The organism is Novosphingobium sp. 63-713, from assembly GCF_001898925.1.
GTDB lineage: Bacteria > Pseudomonadota > Alphaproteobacteria > Sphingomonadales > Sphingomonadaceae > Novosphingobium.
In genome coordinates, this window is record NZ_MKVS01000046.1 from 112,127 (window position 1) to 130,741 (window position 18,615).

Sequence of the window (18,615 nt, forward strand, 5' to 3'; positions counted from 1 at the left end):
ACCGCTGTTTAGAAGCCTCTCAAACATCGTTAGGTGTTTTGCATCCGAATGATTTTCGTCGCTCGGACGGGGGCATTTCGGCGATTTTGACACAAAATTGTCATGCAGGGGCATTCAGCATGCGCATTATTAAAAATTCGGCTCTGGCCGTCAGTTCATTCGCGATTGCAGCAGCGGTTGCATCGCCCGCTTTCGCTCAGTCGACCGGCGCGGTCGATTTCGAAAACACCATCGTTGTGACCGGCACCAAGGCCAAGGCGATCAATGGCGTTGATATTCCCGCCACGCCCAAGGCCAAGCAGGTTCTGGACCAGACCTTCATCTCCAAGAGCACGCCGGGCCAGTCGATCAATGAAGTGATCAACATGGTGCCGGGCGTGTCGTTCTACAATGCCGACCCGTTCGGTTCGTCGGGCGGCGCGATGTTCATCCGCGGCTTCGACAATACCCGTATTTCGCAGACCTTCGATGGTATGCCGCTCAACGATACCGGCAACTATGCGCTCTATTCGAACCAGCAGCTTGACGCCGAACTGATCGAGCAGGTCAATGTGAACCTGGGTTCGACCGACGTGGACAGCCCGACGGCCGCAGCTTCGGGTTCGACGGTCAATTATCGTTCGCGCGATCCGCTGGAAAAGGCGCAGGTGATGGCCGTGGGTTCGGCTGGTGACCTTAGCTTTAAGCGCGGTTTCATCTCGGTTGATACCGGCAACATCACCAATTCGGGCCTGAAGGCCTGGTTTGCCGCTTCGGTGGCCTCGAACCGCTTCCTGCCCAACACCGGCGGCCAGGTGGCCAAGCAGCAGCTCAACTTCAAGGTGAAGCAGCCGCTGGGCGACAATGGCGACTTCATCTCGGTTGCCGGTCACTTCAACTTCAACCGCAACAATTTTGCGCCTTCGATGTCGCTCTACACCCAAAATTCGGCGAGCCGTCCGGTCAACTCGTCGAGCAGCGGCCGCACGCCCTACAACTGGGACGAAGCGCAATACACGATCAACTGCGCCGACACGACCAGCTCGTCGGCTTCGAACACCGGCTATGGCGCGTTCGAATGCCGCTTCAATCCCTCGCGCACGGCCAACCTGCGCATGAACGGCCGCTTCACGCTGGCTGACAACCTGACGCTGACCGTTGACCCCAGCTTCCAATACACCAAGGCCAATGGCGGCGGCGTGGGCAAGCTGAACGAAGCCTCAGGCCCCAACGGCATGGTCGGCCTCGTGGGCGGCAACTATTATTCGGGCCGCGATGTGAACGGCGACGGCGTGATCAGCAGCAGCATCCTGATGGGCAATGCCAGCGAAACCGAAACCAATCGCATCGGCTTGCTGACCTCGCTGCGTTGGAAGATCAACCCGACCAACACGCTGCGCATCGGCTATTCCTATGACCGCGGTCGCCACAAGCAGACCGGCGAAATCACCTTCCTGAATTCGCAGACCGGCTATTATGCCACCTACTTCCCGATCGATCTGGCGATCACGGACAAGTATGGCAATGCGATCGAAAAGCGCAACCGGATGTCCTATGCGATCCTGCATCAGGTTTCGGGCGAATATAACGGCAAGTTCTTCGACGGTAAGCTCGATGTTCTGGCCGGTGTCCGTGCGCCTTTCTTCAAACGTAACCTGACCACGTTCTGCTTCGCCACCAACGGCACGGGCGGCTATGATTGCCCCAGCCCGCAGGATCGGGCCGCCTATGCCGTCGCGAACCCGACCTATGGCGCGCCCCAGCAGCGCAACTACAACTATAACAAGGTTCTGCCCAACGTCGGCTTCACCGTCGCGCTGGCGCAGGGCGCTTCGCTCTATGCCAACTATTCGAAGGGCCTTCAGGTTCCCGGCACGGACACGCTGTATAATGCGTTCTTCTATCCGGTGACCTCGTCCTACGGCAGCCCCAAGGCGGAAACCTCGGACAATTTCGACGTGGGTCTGCGTATGCGCGCGGGTCGTCTGAGCGCTTCGTTGGGCGCGTGGTACACGATGTTCTACGACAAGATCTCGCAGATCTATAACCAGGACACCCAGACCTCGCTCTACACCAACCTGGGCAAGGTGGAGAAGTATGGCTTCGACGCCACGATGACCTGGAAGGTTGACGAACACTTCTCGATCTATGCTTTCGGCTCGTACAACAAGTCGCGCATTCTGGCCGACATTCTGGCGGGCAAGGGCGCGACGAACACGGTTGTCAACGGCAACACCATCCTGCGCAGCGATGGCACGAACACCTATTACACCACCGCAGGCAAGCGCGAATCGGGCGTGCCGATCTATACGGCCGGTGCGCGCGTCGAAGCCAATTTCGACCCGTTCGATCTGGCCGTTTCGGTCAAGAACAACGGCAAGCGCTATATCAACTCTGAAAACCTGCCGGTTTACAACAGCTCGAATGTTCAGGTGAACCCGGCCTCGCTGCCCGCCTACACCACTGTCGATCTGTCGGCCCGCATGAAGCTGGCGATCGCCGGCCTGAAGTCGGACAAGAGCTTCATCCAGCTCAACGTCACCAACCTGTTCAACCAATTCTACATCGGCGGCTTCACCAGCTCGTCGACGCCGATTGGTGCGACCACCATCCCGACCGTCTATCTGGCGACCCCGCGCACCGTCGTGGGTACGCTCAGCGTGGCGTTCTAAGCCTTAACCGGCCTTGGAAAACGGAGAGGGCGCTCCCGCGTGGGGCGCCCTTTTTGTTTGGGGTATGGGTTTTATGCCTCCGGCGGGCAAAGGGACTTGTCCCTTTGCAATCCCATGAACGGGGTGGCGCGCTGTTCATGGCTAAGTGTGTAGGGGAGGGGAAGTTTGAAAGCCTGCGGCGCGGCAAACGAGAGCTGGCCAGCGCCGCAGGCTTTAATATACCAATGCTGCGCTCATCAACTTTGGCCGAACCGGACCCGCAACGCCGACAGTAATGGGATTGCAAAGGGCCCGGCCTTTGCCCGCCGGAGGCATCTCAACCTAAACGCCACCCCAAAAACCTCACTGATAAATGCAATCATCCTGATCATTGCGCCGCACCACGCCGGACCGCTTGGCGATGGTGTTGCCATGACGGCGGGTAAATCCGGTGGCGCCCACCACAGCGCGCTTTTTCGGGCTGGGCAGGGCAGCCGCGATGCGGGCGGCCTCGATCTGGGTCAGGTTGGCGGCGGAGTGGTGGAAATAGCGCTGGGCGCCTGCCTCGACGCCGTAGGTGCCGATGCCGGTTTCCGCCACATTGAGGTAAATCTCCATGATCCGCCGCTTGGGCCAGAAGGTTTCGATCAGCACGGTGAACCATGCCTCCAGCCCTTTGCGGATATAGCGGGTGATGCCGCTGCCCTGCCAGAGGAAGGTGTTTTTGGCGGTCTGCTGGCTGATGGTCGATCCGCCGCGCAATTTGCTGCCGTCGCCCGCCAGATTGCGTTCCAGCGCATATTCGATCCCTGCGCCGTCAAAGCCGTGGTGGACGCAAAAGCGGGAGTCCTCGCCCGCGATGACCGCGTCCACCATTTTGCGGTCGATGCGTGAGAGGGGCGTCCATGATTTGCTGAACCCGTTGCGGTCAAACAGCATGGTCAGTGTGACGGGCGGCGGCACCACGCGATAGAGCAGCGTAATGCCTACCGAGAGGCCGACAAACCAGAGGATGGCCATGGCCAGATACCAGCCGAGGCGGAAACGGAAACTGCGGGTTGGCCCGGGGCGGGCAAAGAAGCGTGCCATAGCGGCAATCTAACGAGGGATGGGGCGACCCTCAAGCCGCCCCCACCAAATCACGCCAATTCCAAAGAGCGTTTCACGCAAGGCCCAATTGCGGCAACCAATGGCCGATGGCGGCGAATTTTGCGACTACCAGAATGCCCCCCAGCGTTGCGCCCACGGCAATGCTCTTGGCGTCGGTGATGGCAAAGGCGACCGGATCGCTGTCCACTTGGCCCCGGCGGCCCATCATCCAGATGCGGTTGAGCCAGTAGAGCAGCGGCAGAGGCAGCAGCCAGAGCAATTGCGGCGTGGCATAAGCGCCGGTCTTGCCCATCGCCTCTGCAAACAGCACCATGACCAGGATCGAAACCATGCCCGCCGCCAGCCCGCTGATCGCGACGATTTCTGTGTCGGAGCGGGTGTAGCCGCGCCCGGAGAGCAATTCGTCGGGCTCGCGCGCGCTGCTGCGCAATTCGACATAGCGCTTCAGGTAGCCGAGGCTGAGAAAGAAGAAGACCGAAAAGAGCAGCAGCCATGACGACACCGGCACCGCAATCGCCGCCGCGCCCGCGATGATGCGGATCGTATAAAGGCAGGCGAGGGTCAGCACATCGGCGATCATCGCCGCCTTCAGCCGCATCGAATAGGCCAGCGTCAGGGCGAAATAGGTCGCCATGGCCGAAAAGCTGGGCAGGCCCAATTGCCACGCCAGCGCCAGACCCGCGCCCGCAAAGGCGATGCAGGCCAGCAGCGCCTGCGGGATGGGCAGGGCGCCGCTGGCCAGCGGACGACGGCGCTTTTTCGGATGCGCGCGGTCGCTTTCGATATCGAGCAGGTCGTTGAGCAGATAGACCGAGGAGGCAATCAGGCTCATCGCGGCAAAGGCGAGGCAGGATTGGGCGATGGCATGGGGATTGGCCAGCAGGCCCGAGGAGGCCAGCGGCACAAAGACCAGCGCGTTCTTGGCCCATTGATGCGGGCGGGCGGCTTTCACCAGCGCGCGCAACCGGCTGCGCGCCGGGGCGAGGCGTTCCTCGTGGCGCAGGCCGGTGGGTGCCTCGACGGTATAGGCCACGCGCGCCTCGCGCCAGATGCGGCGGTCGGCGCTGCAATCGCCCACGTAATCGAAAGTTTGCTGGCCCAAGGCTTCGCGGATCGCGGTCAGTTTCGCGTCGCCCTTGGCGTTGCGGCGGGCGCCGCTGGCGATCACCTCGTCAAACAGGCCCAGATGGGCGGCCACGCGGCGGGCGTTGCGCCAATGGGCCGCGCTGGCCAGCACCACGCGGCGGCGCTGGCGGCGGGCATGGGCGATCAGTTCGAGCACCTCTGGCCGATAGTTGAGCAAGGCCGGATTAACCGGTGCGCGCCGGGCCAGCAGGGTCTTTAGCCGCGCCCGCCCCCGGATCATCGTCCAGAGCAGGACGAACAGGGCCACGAAGCCGCGCTTCGCCTCGGTCACACAGGCCTCCAGCGCCACATCGCCCGAAATCAGCGTGCGGTCCAGATCGACCACCAGAACAGTGTCATCGGTGATGCGTTCATGCAGCATGGGGGCTCTCCCTGCGGGCCAGACGGTTGGTGACGATTTCGGCCAGCGCCGCCGATGCCATCACGATCAGCAAAGGCATGACGGGATCGCGATAGCGGTCGATGATATAGGCGACGCCGTGGAGCGCCCAGAAACCGGTGATGGCGCCCATCACCACGATCTGGCGCGGCCGCTCGATGCCCGGCAGCAGCAGGCACAGCCCTGCCAGCGTGAGGAACAGCAGGTACTGCACGACCTCGAACAGGCGGACGTAGGTGACCGCGGGCGAGAGCGCGAAATCATTCGAATCGGGCAGATTGGGCGCCCAGAAAGCGGCCAGCTTGACGGCGGCAAGGCGGGCTACTTCGGCGGGATGATGCGCCATCCAGTCGCGCGCCATCGCGCCCAGCGCGGCGCTGGCGCCCGCCTCGCCAAGGTTTTCGCGCAAGGCGTGCCATTGCGGGCCGATGGGCGTGGCGGCGATCGAGACGAAGCGCCCGGTGGCCACCGGATTGTTGCCGATATAAAGGTTGAAGCCGGTGTTGGTGGAGAGCGTGGGGCGGCCCAGCATGGCCTGTGTGGCCATAGCCCAAGGGGCCAGCACCAGCGCGGCCCCCATGCCCATGGCCAGCGCCGGGACCACCGCGCGCCGCACCGACCCGCCCAGCACCAGCGCCAGCAAAGGCGCGGCAATCAGCGGCAGCGCCGATGTGCCCGCCAGCATGGCCGCGCCCCAGACCGCGCCCGTGGCCGCCGCCAGCCCGAGGCTGGAGGGCGAGCGCAGCAGGCGCAGGGCCAGCCACACCACCGCCACCAGCAGCGGCGTCGAGAGATTTTCCCGCGCCAGCATCGTGCAGTTCCAGATCCCCGGCAGCCACAGCGCATAGCCCAGCAGCGCCAGCTTGCGCCCCAGATCGCTTAAGCCCGCCTCACGCGCCAAGAGCACGATTAGCCCGCCCGTGGCCAAAGCTAGCGCCAGATTGACCCCAAAGGCCACCCCCGCCGAAGCCCCCAGCAACGCGAAGAAGGGTGCAAGGACCAGCGGATAGCCGATGGAGTAGAACGCATGTTGCCCCAGATTGTCGACCGGCCATTCGCCGTCGGCCATGGTCTGGGCCAGCGTGAAATAGGCCAGACCATCGCTCTGCAGCGGCTGGGGCAGGGCGAAATGGGCGGCCAGACGGATCGTGACCGCCAGCAGCAGCAGTGAATTGATCGACAGCGCAGGCGCGCGCGCCGGGGCGGGGGTGGCGGCCATTACGCGATGCTCCTTGAAACGCAGACGCAGCCCAGAGCGATCAGCAAGGTGCCTGCGATGCGGATCGGGCTCAGGCTCTCGCCCAGCGCCAGCACGCCCAGCGCCATGGTCAGGATGAAGCCGAGGCCGACAAAGGGATAGGCCGCGCTGAGCGGCAGGCGGGCCAGCACATAGAGCCACAGGATCGCCCCAAGCCCATAAAGCCCGAAGCCCGCGATCACCCATGGTGATTGCACAAAGGCCAGCCCCGCCCCCGCCCCATCGGCGCGCACCGACCCCACGCCCATTTTGAGCAGCAATTGCGCGATAGCCGACATGGCCACGCTGGTCAGGATCAGCATCAAAAGGGCCGGTTGCATCGATTCCTCCTTGGGTAGCCTCTCCTATCTCGTGAAAGAGGCCACGCAGGAAGCGCGGTAACCATGGCCATTTCCCCCCTGTGCCGGAATGAGACGATGCGCCGCGCCAGGTTAATTTCACCGGCGGGACGCAAGGGAGATGGAGTCGGGAATTCGTCTAAATTTATGACTCGCGCTGCATCTCAATGCGCAAGGGGCCGCTGCCGGGGCCCCCGCTTGATCGGGATCAAAGAGGGCCGGTCAATTGTAAGTGATGCACACGAAGGTCAGGCCGGCCATCGCGGATGGCGGGCTGCATGATCTGGAGAGGCCACTATGTCTGGACCGCAAAATGTGAGCGAGCCGATTCCGGGCACCCATCTGTTCGATGGCGATGCTGCGGCCAAGGGCTTTGAGCTCAACGCCATGTGCTATTCCTTTAACAACGCCGCCAATCGTCAGGCCTTCCTTGATGATGAGGAAGCCTATTGCGCCAAATTCCACCTCACGCCCGAGCAGCGCAAAGCCGTGGCCGAGCGCAGCGTGCTGGGCATGATCGCGGCGGGCGGCAACATCTATTACCTTGCCAAGCTGGCCGGGATTTTCGGCCTGAACGTGCAGGATGTCGGCTCGATGCAGACCGGGGTTCCGGTCGATGATTTCAAGGCGATGCTGCTGGCGCAAGGCGCGGGGCAGACCTATGACGAGGCGCATGGCGCCATGATTGGGAAGGAGAAGGTCCATGGCTGAAATCGTAGGCGCTTATTTCACCAGCCATGTGCCCGCCATCGGCGGCGCGATCCACAAGGGGCTGCAGCAGGAACCCTATTGGAAGCCCTTTTTCGACGGGTTCCACAAGGTTCACGAATGGCTGGCGCAGGTGAAGCCCGATGTGGCCATTGTGTTCAACAATGACCATGGCCTCAACTTCTTCCTCGACAAGATGCCCACCTTTGCCGTGGGCGCGGCGGCCGAATATCACAATGCCGACGAGGGCTGGGGCCTGCCGATCTACAAGCCCTTTGCCGGGCATACCGAGTTGAGCTGGCACATCATCAACAGCTTGGTTGAGGATGAGTTCGACATCACCACCTGTCAGAAGATGCTGGTGGACCATGCGCTCTCGATTCCCTTTGAACTGGCATGGCCCGATGTTGAGGCATGGCCGGTCAAGATCGTGCCCTTTGCCATCAATACGGTGCAGCACCCGCTGCCCTCGGCCAAGCGCTGTCTGGCGCTGGGTCAGGCGGTGAACAAGGCGCTGCAGAGCTGGACGGGCGACGAACGGATCGTCATCATCGGCACGGGCGGCCTGTCGCACCAGTTGGACGGCGAGCGAGCCGGTTTCATCAACCGCGATTATGACACATTCTGCATGGATAATCTTTCGGTCGATCCCGTCGCGCTGACCAAGGATTCGATCCACGAGATGGTGCGCAAGGCCGGTACGCAGGGCGTCGAAGTGCTCAATTGGATCGCGGCGCGCGGGGCCTTGGGCCAAGCTCCGGTTCAGGAGATTCACCGCAATTACCACATCCCGATTTCGAACACGGCGGCGGCCACCATGCTGATGGAACCGGCCTGAAATCAAGCCTCTGGCGTAAACCCCGTCCTCTTGACCCGCCATCGTCGGCGGGGCAGGATGGCGGGGTCATTGCTTTCAATTGTTACCTTTTCTCCCCCTTGACCACCTCTCCAAAAACCGTAAGCATTGCATACAGTCGAGACGCCGAAGAATGTCGGCGCCGAAGGAGAGGTTATGCAAGCGCAAGCAAAGTCAGGGGCGAAAAGCGCCTTGTGGTTGGGTGGTCTGCTGGCCGGGGCCGCTGTGCTGGCTTATGCCGGCGGCGCGACGGGCGCCGGAAAGGTCAGGCTGGCCGTCAATGCCGCCGCCATTGCCGCATCTGCAGACAAGGGCGACAACTGGCTCAGCCATGGCCGCACCTATGACGAACAGCGCTTCAGCCCGCTGACCCAGATCAACAAGGACAATGTGAATCAGCTTGGGCTGGCATGGTATGCCGACCTTGACACCACGCGCGGGCAGGAAGCCACGCCGCTGGTGATCGACGGGGTGATCTATACCACCACGGCCTGGTCCAAGGCCAAGGCCTATGATGCGCTGACCGGCAAGCTGATCTGGGAATATGACCCCAAAGTGCCGGGCGAAACGGCGGTCAAGGCTTGCTGTGACGTGGTCAATCGCGGCATGGGCGCATGGGGCGACAAGCTGTTCTACGGCACGCTGGACGGGCGCCTGATCGCGCTGGACCGCGCCACCGGGCGCCTGCTGTGGTCGACCGTGACGGTGGACCGGACCAAGCCCTATACGATCACCGGCGCCCCGCGCGTGGTGAACGGTGTGGTCATCATCGGCAATGGCGGCGCGGAAATGGGCGTGCGCGGCTATGTTGCGGGCTATGACGTCAACACCGGCAAGCAGCTCTGGAAATTCTACACTGTCCCGGATCAGCCGGGCAAGAACAAGGCCGAATATCTCAAGCGCGCCGAGGCGACGTGGAAGGGCGAGTGGTGGAAGCTGGGCGGCGGCGGTACCGTCTGGGATTCGATGGCTTATGATCCGGCGCTCGACCTGCTCTATATCGGCGTGGGCAATGGTTCGCCCTGGAACCAGTCCTATCGCTCGCCGGGCGGGGGGGACAATCTCTATCTGTCCTCCATCGTCGCGGTGCGGCCCAAGACCGGCCAATATGTCTGGCATTTCCAGGAAACGCCGGGTGAGACATGGGATTTCACCGCCAGCCAGCATATCGTTCTGGCCGATCTGATGATCGACGGGCGAATGCGCAAAGTGTTGATGCATGCGCCCAAGAACGGCTTCTTCTATGTGGTGGACCGCCAGACCGGGCAGTTCATCAAGGGCAAGAATTTCGTGCCGGTAAACTGGGCCACGGGCCTCGACCCCAAGACCGGCCGCCCGATCGAAAATCCCGAGGCGCGGTTTGACAAGACCGGCAAGCCCTTCGTCTCGATGCCCGGCGCGGGCGGCGCGCATAGCTGGCAGCCGATGGCCTATGATCCCCGGCAAAAGCTGATGTTCATCCCGGCCAATATCGCGGCCTTCCCCTATGTGCCTGATGAGAAGTGGAAAGCGGCCAAATATGGTTTCAACAACGGGTTGAACCAGGGCGCTGCCGCAATGCCTGCCAACAATGACGTGCGCGAGGCGGCCAAGGCGGCCACCAAGGGCGCGCTGATCGCGTGGGATCCGGTGACCCAGACCGAGAAGTGGCGGGTGGATTATCCCGGCCCGTCGAACGGCGGCTTGCTGGCCACGGCGGGCGATCTGTTGTTCCAAGGCACGGCCAAGGGTGATTTCGTCGCCTATTCCTCGCTGGACGGCAAGAAGCTGTGGTCGTTTGACGCGCAGACCGGCGTCATCGCCGCGCCTGTCACCTTTACCGTCAAGGGGCAGCAATATGTCGCCGTGATGGCGGGCTGGGGCGGGATCTGGCCGCTGGCCACAGGGGCGCTGGCGTGGAAATCGGGGCCGGTGCGCAATATCAGCCGCCTGCTGGTGTTCAAACTGGGCGGCAAGGCGCAATTGCCCGCCAAGCCCGACCCCAATTTCGGCCCGCTCGATCCCCCGGCGCAGACCGCGAGCAAGGACGTGGTGGCCAAGGGCGCCAATACGTTCGGCCGTTTCTGCGGCGTGTGTCATGGCGATGCGGCCATCGGCGGCGGCGTGGTGCCCGACCTGCGCCACAGCGCGGCGCTGGGCAGCCCGGAGACGTGGCAGGCCATCGTGCATGACGGCGCGCTCAAGGCCAATGGCATGATCGGCTGGTCGGCGCAGCTCAGCCACGAGGATATTGACGCGATCCGCCATTACGTCATCGCCCGCGCGCATGAGGACAAGGCTCTGGGCGAGAAATAGGGGGCCTGAAAAACAGAGGGCGCGAGACATAAACGCGATGGGCCGTCTCGCGCCCGGCTTGGCAGATTGCTATGGAATGATACATTAAAAATAGCGCGGGCGAACCGTGCAGGAGAGAGAGGATCAAGGCCATGAATGATATGACCACTGTTTCCTATCAGCAGCATGCCTATTCGGCGGCGGCGCAAAAGTCCCTGTCGCGCAAGCCCGCCCTGTTCATCAATGGCGAATGGGTGGCCTCCAGCCATGGCGAGTTGATCGATGTCGAGGACCCTTCCTCGGGCAAGGTCGTCAGCCAGATCGTGGACGCCAGCCTGGCCGATACCGACCGGGCCGTGGCCGCCGCGCGCGCCGCCTTTGACGATGGCCGGTGGAGTGGTCTGGCGCCCATCGCGCGCGAAAAGATCATGCTGCGGCTGGCCGATCTGATCGAGGCCCATGCCGAGGAATTTGCCGAGCTGGAAGCCATCGACAATGGCAAGCCCAAGACCATGGCGGGCGCCATCGACGTGCCCGGCGCGGTCAGCCACATCCGCTATATGGCCGGGTTTGCCGCCAAGGTAGGTGGGGAAACCACGCCGCCCTATACGCTGCCGACCGGCGCTTTCTTCACCTATACGGTCAAGGAGCCGGTGGGCGTCTGCGCCCAGATCGTGCCGTGGAATTTCCCGTTGCTGATGGCCTGTCTCAAGATCGGTCCGGCGCTGGCGGCGGGCTGCACGATCATTTTGAAGCCTGCCGAGCAGACCTCGCTGACCGCGCTGCGGCTGGCCGATCTGATTGCGGAAAGCGGCATTCCGGCGGGCGTGGTCAATGTGATCACCGGCTATGGCCATGTCTCGGGCGACCGTCTGGTCAAGCATCCCGATGTGGACAAGGTGGCCTTCACCGGCTCGACCGAAATCGGCAAGCTGATCAACAAGAATGCCACCGATACGCTCAAGCATGTGACGCTGGAGCTGGGCGGGAAATCGCCGGTGGTGGTGATGCCGGACGTGGATGTGGCCGAGGCGGCGCCGGGGGCGGCGGGCGCGATCTTCTTCAATTCGGGTCAGGTCTGCGTGGCGGGCTCGCGGCTTTACGCGCATAAATCGGTGTTCGATCAGGTGGTTGAAGGCATTGCAAATACTGCGCCTTTCTGGGCTCCGCGCCCTTCGCTGGACCCTTCCGCGCATATGGGGCCGCTGGTTTCGCAGGAACAGTTCGACCGCGTGATGGGCTATATCGAGGCGGGCAAGCGCGATGGCGCCAGCGTCGCTATGGGCGGCGATGCGCCCAGTGCGGATGGCTATTACGTCAACCCCACCATGCTGGTGAATGTGAACCCGCAGATGAGCGTGGTGCGCGAGGAAATCTTTGGCCCGGTTGTCGTGGCTCAGCGTTTCGACGACCTCGACGAGGTGGTCAAGGAAGCCAACAACACCCAGTTCGGCCTTGCCGCCAGCGTGTGGACCAAGGACGCCTCGACGCTGCACAAGCTGGCCAGCAGGATCAAGGCAGGGACCGTGTGGGCCAATTGTCACGCCATGATCGATGTGGCGCTGCCCTTTGGCGGATACAAGGAAAGCGGCATCGGACGGGAGCAGGGCCGGGCGGGGATCGAGGCCTATCTCGAAACCAAGTCGGTGATTGTGAAATTGTGATTTAAGGGTTTTTGCCTCCGGCGGGCAAAGGGCGGGGCCCTTTGCAATCCCGTTAATGGGGTTGTGTTCGGTCTGCTGGGCGGCGTGATGCCGATTATCTGTAAAGCCTGCGGCGCGGTGGAGTAGCGCCAATAGCGCCGCAGGCTTTGTATTTGAAACGCTGCGTCCGACACACAACGCCTAACCCGATACGCAACAAGGACAGTAACGGGAGCGCGAGGGACGAGTTCCTCGCATTTCTCTCTCTTTTTGGACATCAAATCATGCCCATCGACCTTACAAAAATCCGCGCCATTGATGTTCATGTCCATGCCGAGGTTTCATGCCACGACCCGGAGGACCCGGTGATGGGCCAGTTTTTCGACGCGGCCAGCGCCTATTTCAAGGCACCGCGCGAACGCCCCAAGATGCCCGAAATCGTCGAGCTTTACCGCGAGGCGCAGATTGCCTTCTGCCTGTTCACGGTGGATTGCGAGAGCCATATCGGCGCCAAGCGGGTTTCCAATTTCGAGATTGCCGAATTTGCCGCCAAGCATGATGACATCTGCATCCCTTTTGCCAGCATCGACCCGCACAAGGGCAAGATGGGCGCACGCGAGGCACGCGATCTGGTCGAGAATTGCGGAGTTAAGGGTTTCAAATTCCACCATATCATGCAGGGCTGCAATCCCGGCGATCAGGTCGGCTATCCGATTTACGAGATCATCAACCACTACAAGCTGCCCGCGATTTTCCACACCGGCCATTCGGGCATGGGCACGGGGATGCGTGGCGGCGGCGGCGTGCGGCTGAAATATGGTCAGCCGATGCTGGTCGATGATGTGGCGGTGGATTTTCCCGATATGAAGATCATTCTGGCCCATCCGTCATGGCCCTGGGTGGATGAAAGCCTGTCGATGGCTCTGCATAAAACCAATGTTTACATCGACCTGTCGGGCTGGAGCCCCAAATATTTCGCGCCCCAGATCATCCAGTATGCCAACACGCAACTGCGCAAGAAGATGCTGTTCGGCAGCGATTTCCCGCTGATCCACCCGGACAAGTGGCTGGATGCGGCGCGCGGCGTGGGTTTCCGCGAGGAGGTTCTGCCCGGCATCATGAAGGACAATGCGGCGCGGCTTTTGGGCTTGGTCTGAAGGCAGGACGCCGGAGAAGGAGAGAACGATGGCGTTGAAATATTACCATGCCGAACCGGCGGCCAATTCCCTGAAATCCATGATCCCGCTGATCGAAAAGGGGCTGGATTGGGAAAGCGTCTACGTTGACCTGCACAAGTTCGAACAGCATCAACCGTGGTTCACCGCCATCAATCCCGAGGGTCAAGTGCCGGTGCTCGACCATGACGGCGCGATCATCACGCATACCACCGTCATCAACGAATATCTTGAAGACGCCTTTCCCGAGGATCAGCCCGACAGCGGCCCCTTGCGCCCGCGCGATCCGGTGGGCGCGGCACGGATGCGTTATTGGAACAAGTTCGTCGACGAGCATGTGATGAATTTCGTCTCGATGCATGGCTGGCACCGGATGGTGGGCATCATCGCGCGCAACATCGAATCGGGCGAATTCGAAAAGCTGCTCGAAAGCATTCCGCTGCCCGATCAGCGCAAGAAATGGGCCACCGCGCGCAGCGGATTTTCGGAAGGCGATCTGGCCCATGCGACCGCCAAGATCGAATATGCGGTGGACAAGGTCGAGCGCCAGTTGGGCGAAACGGCATGGCTGGCGGGCGATGCCTATACGCTGGCCGATATCAATTTCTACAGCCATTGCGGGATGATGGTCGAGCGCATGTTCCCCGATATGGAGATCGCTCGGCGCTGTCCCCGGTTGGTCGAATGGCGCGACCGGATGACGGCGCGCCCGGCGGTGGCCCGCGCCTTGGCGGGCGAGGATCGCACCGCGCCGGGTCTGCGCACATGGACGGGCCATGCGCGTTGATGGGTGCCCGATAGGCTGATCGTTTCGAACCTGCGCAAAGGGCATGCGGATCAATTGCGCTCATAGAATTTAGTTTGTGTAGCTTACAAAATTTGCTATGCTAAAGGGGCAAGAGCAAACAAACCTTTGAGGAGAGAGGAACCACCATGGCCGCTCAAAATCTTGAACAGGTGCTGGCTGGCACCGACAACATCGTTGAAATGCTGCGCAATTCGCAGCTTGGCGCTTATGTCTATCCGGTCGTGGCGCCCGAATTTTCCAACTGGCGCTCTGAACAGTGGGCATGGCAGCACAGCGCCGTGCTGTTCGATCAGTCGCACCACATGGTGAACCTCTATATCCGTGGCAAGGACGCGCACAAGCTGCTGTCCGACACGATGATCAACAGCTCGAAGGGCTGGACCGTCAACAAGGCGAAGCAGTACGTTCCGACCACGCCCTATGGCCATGTGATCGGCGACGGCATCATCTTCTGGGAAGAAGAAGAAAGCTTCACCTATGTCGGCCGCGCGCCCGCCTCGAACTGGCTGCGCTATCACGCCGCGACCGGCGGCTATGACTGCGAAATCGAGCTGGACGACCGTTCGCCGATGCGCCCGATGGGCAAGCCTGTCAGCCGCAAGGAATGGCGCTTCCAGATCCAGGGCCCCAACGCATGGGCCGTGATCGAAAAGCTGCATGGCGGTCCGCTCGAACAGCTCAAGTTCTTCAACATGTCCACGATGAACATCGCGGGCAAGACCGTGCGCACGCTGCGCCACGGCATGTCGGGCGCGCCGGGCCTTGAAATCTGGGGCCCCTATGCCGAGCAGGAAGAAATCCGCGCCGCCATCCTCGAAGCGGGCAAGGAATTCGGCCTGATCGCTTGCGGCAGCCGCGCCTATCCGTCCAACACGCTGGAATCGGGCTGGATTCCCTCGCCGCTGCCCGCGATCTACACCGGCGAAAAGATGAAGGGTTTCCGCGAATGGCTGGGCGCCGATTCGTATGAAGCCACCGGCTCGATCGGCGGTTCGTTCGTTTCGGACAACATCGAGGATTATTACCTCAACCCGTGGGAGCTGGGCTATGGCTCGTTCGTGAAGTTCGACCACGAATTCCACGGCCGCGAAGCTCTGGAAAAGCTGAACCCCGCCGAGCAGCGCAAGAAGGTGACGCTGGCCTGGCATCCGGAAGACATGGCCAAGATCATGGCCTCGATGTTCAACCCGGACGGCGAAGCCTACAAGTTCTTCGACGTGCCGCTGGCCAACTATGCCTCGTCGAACTACGACCGCGTGGTCGATGCCGATGGCAAGACCGTGGGCCTCTCGATGTTCACCGGCTTCTCGTACAATGAAAAGCAGGCGCTCTCGCTGGCCACCATCGACCCGGCCATCCCCGTCGGCACCGAACTGCACGTGATCTGGGGCGAGGAAAACGGCGGCACCCGCAAGACCACCGTCGAACCCCACAAGCAACTGGCTGTGCGTTGCATCGTCTCGCCGGTGCCTTACAGCCGCGTGGCGCGTGAAAACTATGCCGAAGGCTGGCGCACGAGCGTGACGGCCTGATTTCGGGCTTTTGGTGCCTCCGGCGGGCAAAGGGACTCGTCCCTTTGCAATCCCATGATGGGGTTGCGGGTTGTTCGTTCGGGGGTGCTGGTCTGGCATATTTTTAAAGCCTGCGGCGCGGCGGACTTGCGCCATAAGCGCCGCAGGCTTTGTCATTCAAACATCGCGTCCGACATCCAGTGTCGAACCGATGGCCCAACAAAGACAGTAACGGGAGCGCGAGGGTCTAGACCCTCGCATTCTCTCTTCCCCCTTAAAAAACAAATCCGAGAGGCCCTGAAACGATGACCGACTATGTTCTGGTGCATGGCGCATGGGCCGGCGGTTGGTCGCATCAGGGGCTGGCCGAGGATCTGCGCGCGGCGGGCCACCGGGCGGTCGTGGTGGAACTGCGCGGCCTTGGCGAAAGGCGCGAGGAGCTGCACCCCGGCATCACGCTCTCCGATCACGTCAGCGATGTCTGCACGGCGGTGGAGGAGGCCGGTTTCGACCGTTTCGTGCTGGTGGGCCATTCCTATGGCGGCATGGTGATTACGGGCACGGCCACGCGGCTGGGCGCTCGAATCGAGACGATTGTCTATCTCGATGCGTTTCTGCCCGAGGATGGCCAATCGCTGTGGGACATTACCAGCGAGTATGAGCATCGCCACTATATCGACACGCAGAAATTCACCCCCGGCCTTGTCGCGCCGATCATTGGCGAGATGGGCCGCAAGCTCTCGCGTCACCCTCTGCTGACCCTGCTGGAAGGCGTGCGTTTTACCGGCGAGGAGGCCAAGATCGCGCGGCGCATCTATGTGCTGGCCACGGGGTGGAAGCCTTCGCCTTTCCCCAAGTTCGCCGCGCGGATCAAAGACGATGCCGCATGGGAATATCACGAGGCCGATTGCGGCCATGACGTGATGAATGGTCAGCGCGAGCAGGTGGTCAAGATCCTGCTGGGGGCCTAACCCCGCGCGTTTTCTTTCTCGCTCCACCAGCGCAGGTCCTGCGCCAGCCCGCTGTCGGCAACGATCCGTTCCAGCGCGTCGGCCAGTTTTTCGGTTGTTGCCTGCGTGGGGATCTTGCGAAACCAGCGGCGCAGGAAGGGCCTGGACGGTTCGATAAAGCACAGGACGCCATCGGGATATTCGGGATAAAATCCGCAACCGATCCACAATGGGAATGCCTCATTGTGGATCTGGATCCGCCAGCCCCAGTCCTCGGCATGGACCTTTTCGACCTCGAACCCATGCGCGGGCAATCGCTCGGCCAGAAAGCGAGCGGTGGCCTCACCCTGCGGCTCATCCTCGGGCGGATTGGCCATCAGGGTGGAGGAGCGGAATTCAAGGTTGGTGCGCATCGGACAAAAGGTGATGCAATCGTCTGCCTGCGTCCAGCCTAATCGCCAAAGAAATTCAATTCAAACAGCACCTCATTCGGATCGCGCACAAAGATCTGGCGCAGGCCGATGGCGGCGACGAAATTGCGCTGATAATCCAGCCCCGCCGCCTCCAGCCGCGCGATCATTGCCTCATGGCCCTGACAACTCAACGCCACGTGATGCAGCGCACCCGTCGGCCCCGGCGCAATATCGCGGTCATAGGCGCGCGGTGCGTTCAGACTGTTGAGGTGGATCACCGCGCGTCCGGCGCCATCGTACATCCACTGCCCGGTCTGCGGGGTGAGGGGAGGCGGCCCATCGCGCCGCTCCAGCCCAAAGACCTGCGCATAGAAGCGGGCGGACCCTTCCAGATCCGCCGTAATGATGTTCACATGGTCGAGCGCCAGAATCACGTCGCTTTCCTCGCTGCCTCGCGCGCTTCCTTATATCGCTCGCGCCGGAATTTCTCGAAGCCGAGGCGCTGTTCAAAGCCCGGATCCTCCGCATAGTCGCGGAAATCGGCCAGATATTCCTCGAACAATTCGGCCACTTCCTCGCGGAATTCGGGGTGGCTGAAGATATAGGTCCGGTTGTCCTCCATGCCCTGCATCACCCGCTCGGCGATCACATCCGGTTCCATCCCGGCCTGATGCGCGCCTGCCAACCTCTCGATGGCGGCATGGTCGACCGGCTTGGCCCCCTCCATCAATCCGGCGGGGCGCACATCGTCGCTGGCATAGATGTAGCTTTTCACCAGACCGGGGCACAGGATCGACACGCCGATGCCATGCTTGGCCAGACTGTAGCGCAGCGACTCCGACATGCCGCGCACCGCGAATTTGGTGGTGTTGTAAATCCCCGGCGCGCCTGATGCCAGCCATCCGGCCATGCTGGCGGTGTTGACGATATAGCCACCGTTGCCCGCCGCGATCATGCGCGGCACAAAGGTCATCACGCCATTGATGACCCCATGCAGGTTCACCCCCATCACCCAATCCCAGTCCGACCAGCTTGAATCCTCGATGGTCTGAAACAGGTTGATGCCCGCATTGTTGAACAGCAGCGAGACCGGACCAAAGCGCGCCTCGACCTCATCGGCCGCCGCCGCCATGCCTTCGCGGCTGGAAACATCCACCTGAACGCCCATCACCTCGGCATTGTCCAGCGTGGCCAGCGCCAATGCGATGGATTCCTCACGAATGTCGGCGATGGCCACCCGGCACCCGCGCGCCAGCAGCGCGCGCACCAGGCCCAGCCCCACGCCATTCGCGCCGCCGGTGACAAAAGCGGTGCGTCCTGCAAAATCAATCATCGGCTTTATCCTCTCGCCCGCGCGCGTCGCGCCATCTTTTTATCGTGGCCATGCCGATTGGGGCTTGCCAAGCGGCTCGCTAT

General features: G+C 62.0%; 16 protein-coding genes. 9 read left to right on the top strand and 7 right to left on the bottom strand.

Going from position 1 to position 18,615, the window contains the following annotated elements:
* The first annotated feature begins 119 nt into the window (after positions 1–119).
* Positions 120–2,651, top strand: a complete 2,532-nt coding sequence (locus BGP00_RS17875; RefSeq protein ID WP_292691461.1) for a TonB-dependent receptor — start codon at positions 120–122, stop codon at positions 2,649–2,651.
* A 342-nt stretch (positions 2,652–2,993) separates the two neighbouring features.
* Here the strand turns inward: BGP00_RS17875 and mtgA are convergent, their stop codons facing one another.
* The 4 genes from mtgA to BGP00_RS17895 all read right to left on the bottom strand — a co-directional run bounded on the left by mtgA (position 2,994) and on the right by BGP00_RS17895 (position 6,843).
* Complete coding sequence (gene mtgA, locus BGP00_RS17880; protein WP_246870313.1) at positions 2,994–3,650, bottom strand: monofunctional biosynthetic peptidoglycan transglycosylase; 657 nt, start codon at positions 3,648–3,650, stop codon at positions 2,994–2,996.
* A gap of 142 nt (positions 3,651–3,792) precedes the next feature.
* A complete protein-coding gene (locus tag BGP00_RS17885) occupies positions 3,793–5,247 on the bottom strand; it encodes a UbiA family prenyltransferase (protein WP_292691459.1) in 1,455 nt (484 codons plus the stop codon).
* On the bottom strand, positions 5,237–6,484 hold the full coding sequence (locus BGP00_RS17890; protein ID WP_292691457.1) for a hypothetical protein: 1,248 nt from the start codon (positions 6,482–6,484) through the stop codon (positions 5,237–5,239). Before BGP00_RS17890 ends, BGP00_RS17885 begins: the two co-directional genes overlap by 11 nt.
* Entirely contained in the window at positions 6,484–6,843 is a 360-nt protein-coding gene (locus tag BGP00_RS17895; RefSeq protein ID WP_292691455.1) for an EamA family transporter, read from the bottom strand. The genes BGP00_RS17890 and BGP00_RS17895 overlap by 1 nt, the downstream gene beginning before the upstream one ends.
* 315 nt (positions 6,844–7,158) lie before the next feature.
* Here BGP00_RS17895 and BGP00_RS17900 point away from each other — a divergent pair, with 315 nt between their 5' ends.
* The 8 genes from BGP00_RS17900 to BGP00_RS17935 all read left to right on the top strand — a co-directional run bounded on the left by BGP00_RS17900 (position 7,159) and on the right by BGP00_RS17935 (position 16,807).
* A complete protein-coding gene (locus BGP00_RS17900) occupies positions 7,159–7,572 on the top strand; it encodes a protocatechuate 4,5-dioxygenase subunit alpha (RefSeq protein WP_292691453.1) in 414 nt (137 codons plus the stop codon).
* Entirely contained in the window at positions 7,565–8,407 is an 843-nt protein-coding gene (locus BGP00_RS17905) for a class III extradiol dioxygenase family protein (protein WP_292691451.1), read from the top strand. Before BGP00_RS17900 ends, BGP00_RS17905 begins: the two co-directional genes overlap by 8 nt.
* Before the next feature lie 174 nt (positions 8,408–8,581).
* A complete protein-coding gene (locus BGP00_RS17910; protein WP_292691449.1) occupies positions 8,582–10,720 on the top strand; it encodes a PQQ-dependent dehydrogenase, methanol/ethanol family in 2,139 nt (712 codons plus the stop codon).
* A gap of 131 nt (positions 10,721–10,851) precedes the next feature.
* A complete protein-coding gene (locus BGP00_RS17915) occupies positions 10,852–12,363 on the top strand; it encodes an aldehyde dehydrogenase family protein (protein ID WP_292691447.1) in 1,512 nt (503 codons plus the stop codon).
* A 263-nt stretch (positions 12,364–12,626) separates the two neighbouring features.
* Positions 12,627–13,499, top strand: coding sequence for an amidohydrolase family protein (locus tag BGP00_RS17920; protein WP_292691444.1), 873 nt, complete (start codon positions 12,627–12,629; stop codon positions 13,497–13,499).
* Between the two features lie 28 nt (positions 13,500–13,527).
* Positions 13,528–14,304 carry a glutathione S-transferase family protein gene (locus BGP00_RS17925; protein ID WP_292691443.1) on the top strand — a complete coding sequence of 259 codons (777 nt, stop codon included), beginning with the start codon at positions 13,528–13,530 and terminating at the stop codon, positions 14,302–14,304.
* A 146-nt stretch (positions 14,305–14,450) separates the two neighbouring features.
* Complete coding sequence (locus BGP00_RS17930) at positions 14,451–15,857, top strand: aminomethyl transferase family protein (RefSeq protein WP_292691441.1); 1,407 nt, start codon at positions 14,451–14,453, stop codon at positions 15,855–15,857.
* A 284-nt stretch (positions 15,858–16,141) separates the two neighbouring features.
* Positions 16,142–16,807, top strand: coding sequence for an alpha/beta hydrolase (locus tag BGP00_RS17935; protein ID WP_292691439.1), 666 nt, complete (start codon positions 16,142–16,144; stop codon positions 16,805–16,807).
* Here the strand turns inward: BGP00_RS17935 and BGP00_RS17940 are convergent.
* The 3 genes from BGP00_RS17940 to BGP00_RS17950 are packed head-to-tail and all read right to left on the bottom strand — an operon-like array spanning position 16,804 to position 18,532.
* On the bottom strand, positions 16,804–17,199 hold the full coding sequence (locus BGP00_RS17940; RefSeq protein ID WP_292691437.1) for a hypothetical protein: 396 nt from the start codon (positions 17,197–17,199) through the stop codon (positions 16,804–16,806). The genes BGP00_RS17935 and BGP00_RS17940 overlap by 4 nt on opposite strands.
* Before the next feature lie 38 nt (positions 17,200–17,237).
* Positions 17,238–17,633 carry a VOC family protein gene (locus tag BGP00_RS17945; protein ID WP_292691435.1) on the bottom strand — a complete coding sequence of 132 codons (396 nt, stop codon included), beginning with the start codon at positions 17,631–17,633 and terminating at the stop codon, positions 17,238–17,240.
* The gene (locus tag BGP00_RS17950) at positions 17,630–18,532 is read right to left on the bottom strand and encodes an SDR family NAD(P)-dependent oxidoreductase (RefSeq protein ID WP_292691433.1); all 903 of its coding nucleotides are present in this window, start codon (positions 18,530–18,532) and stop codon (positions 17,630–17,632) included. The genes BGP00_RS17945 and BGP00_RS17950 overlap by 4 nt, the downstream gene beginning before the upstream one ends.
* Positions 18,533–18,615 lie beyond the last annotated feature (83 nt).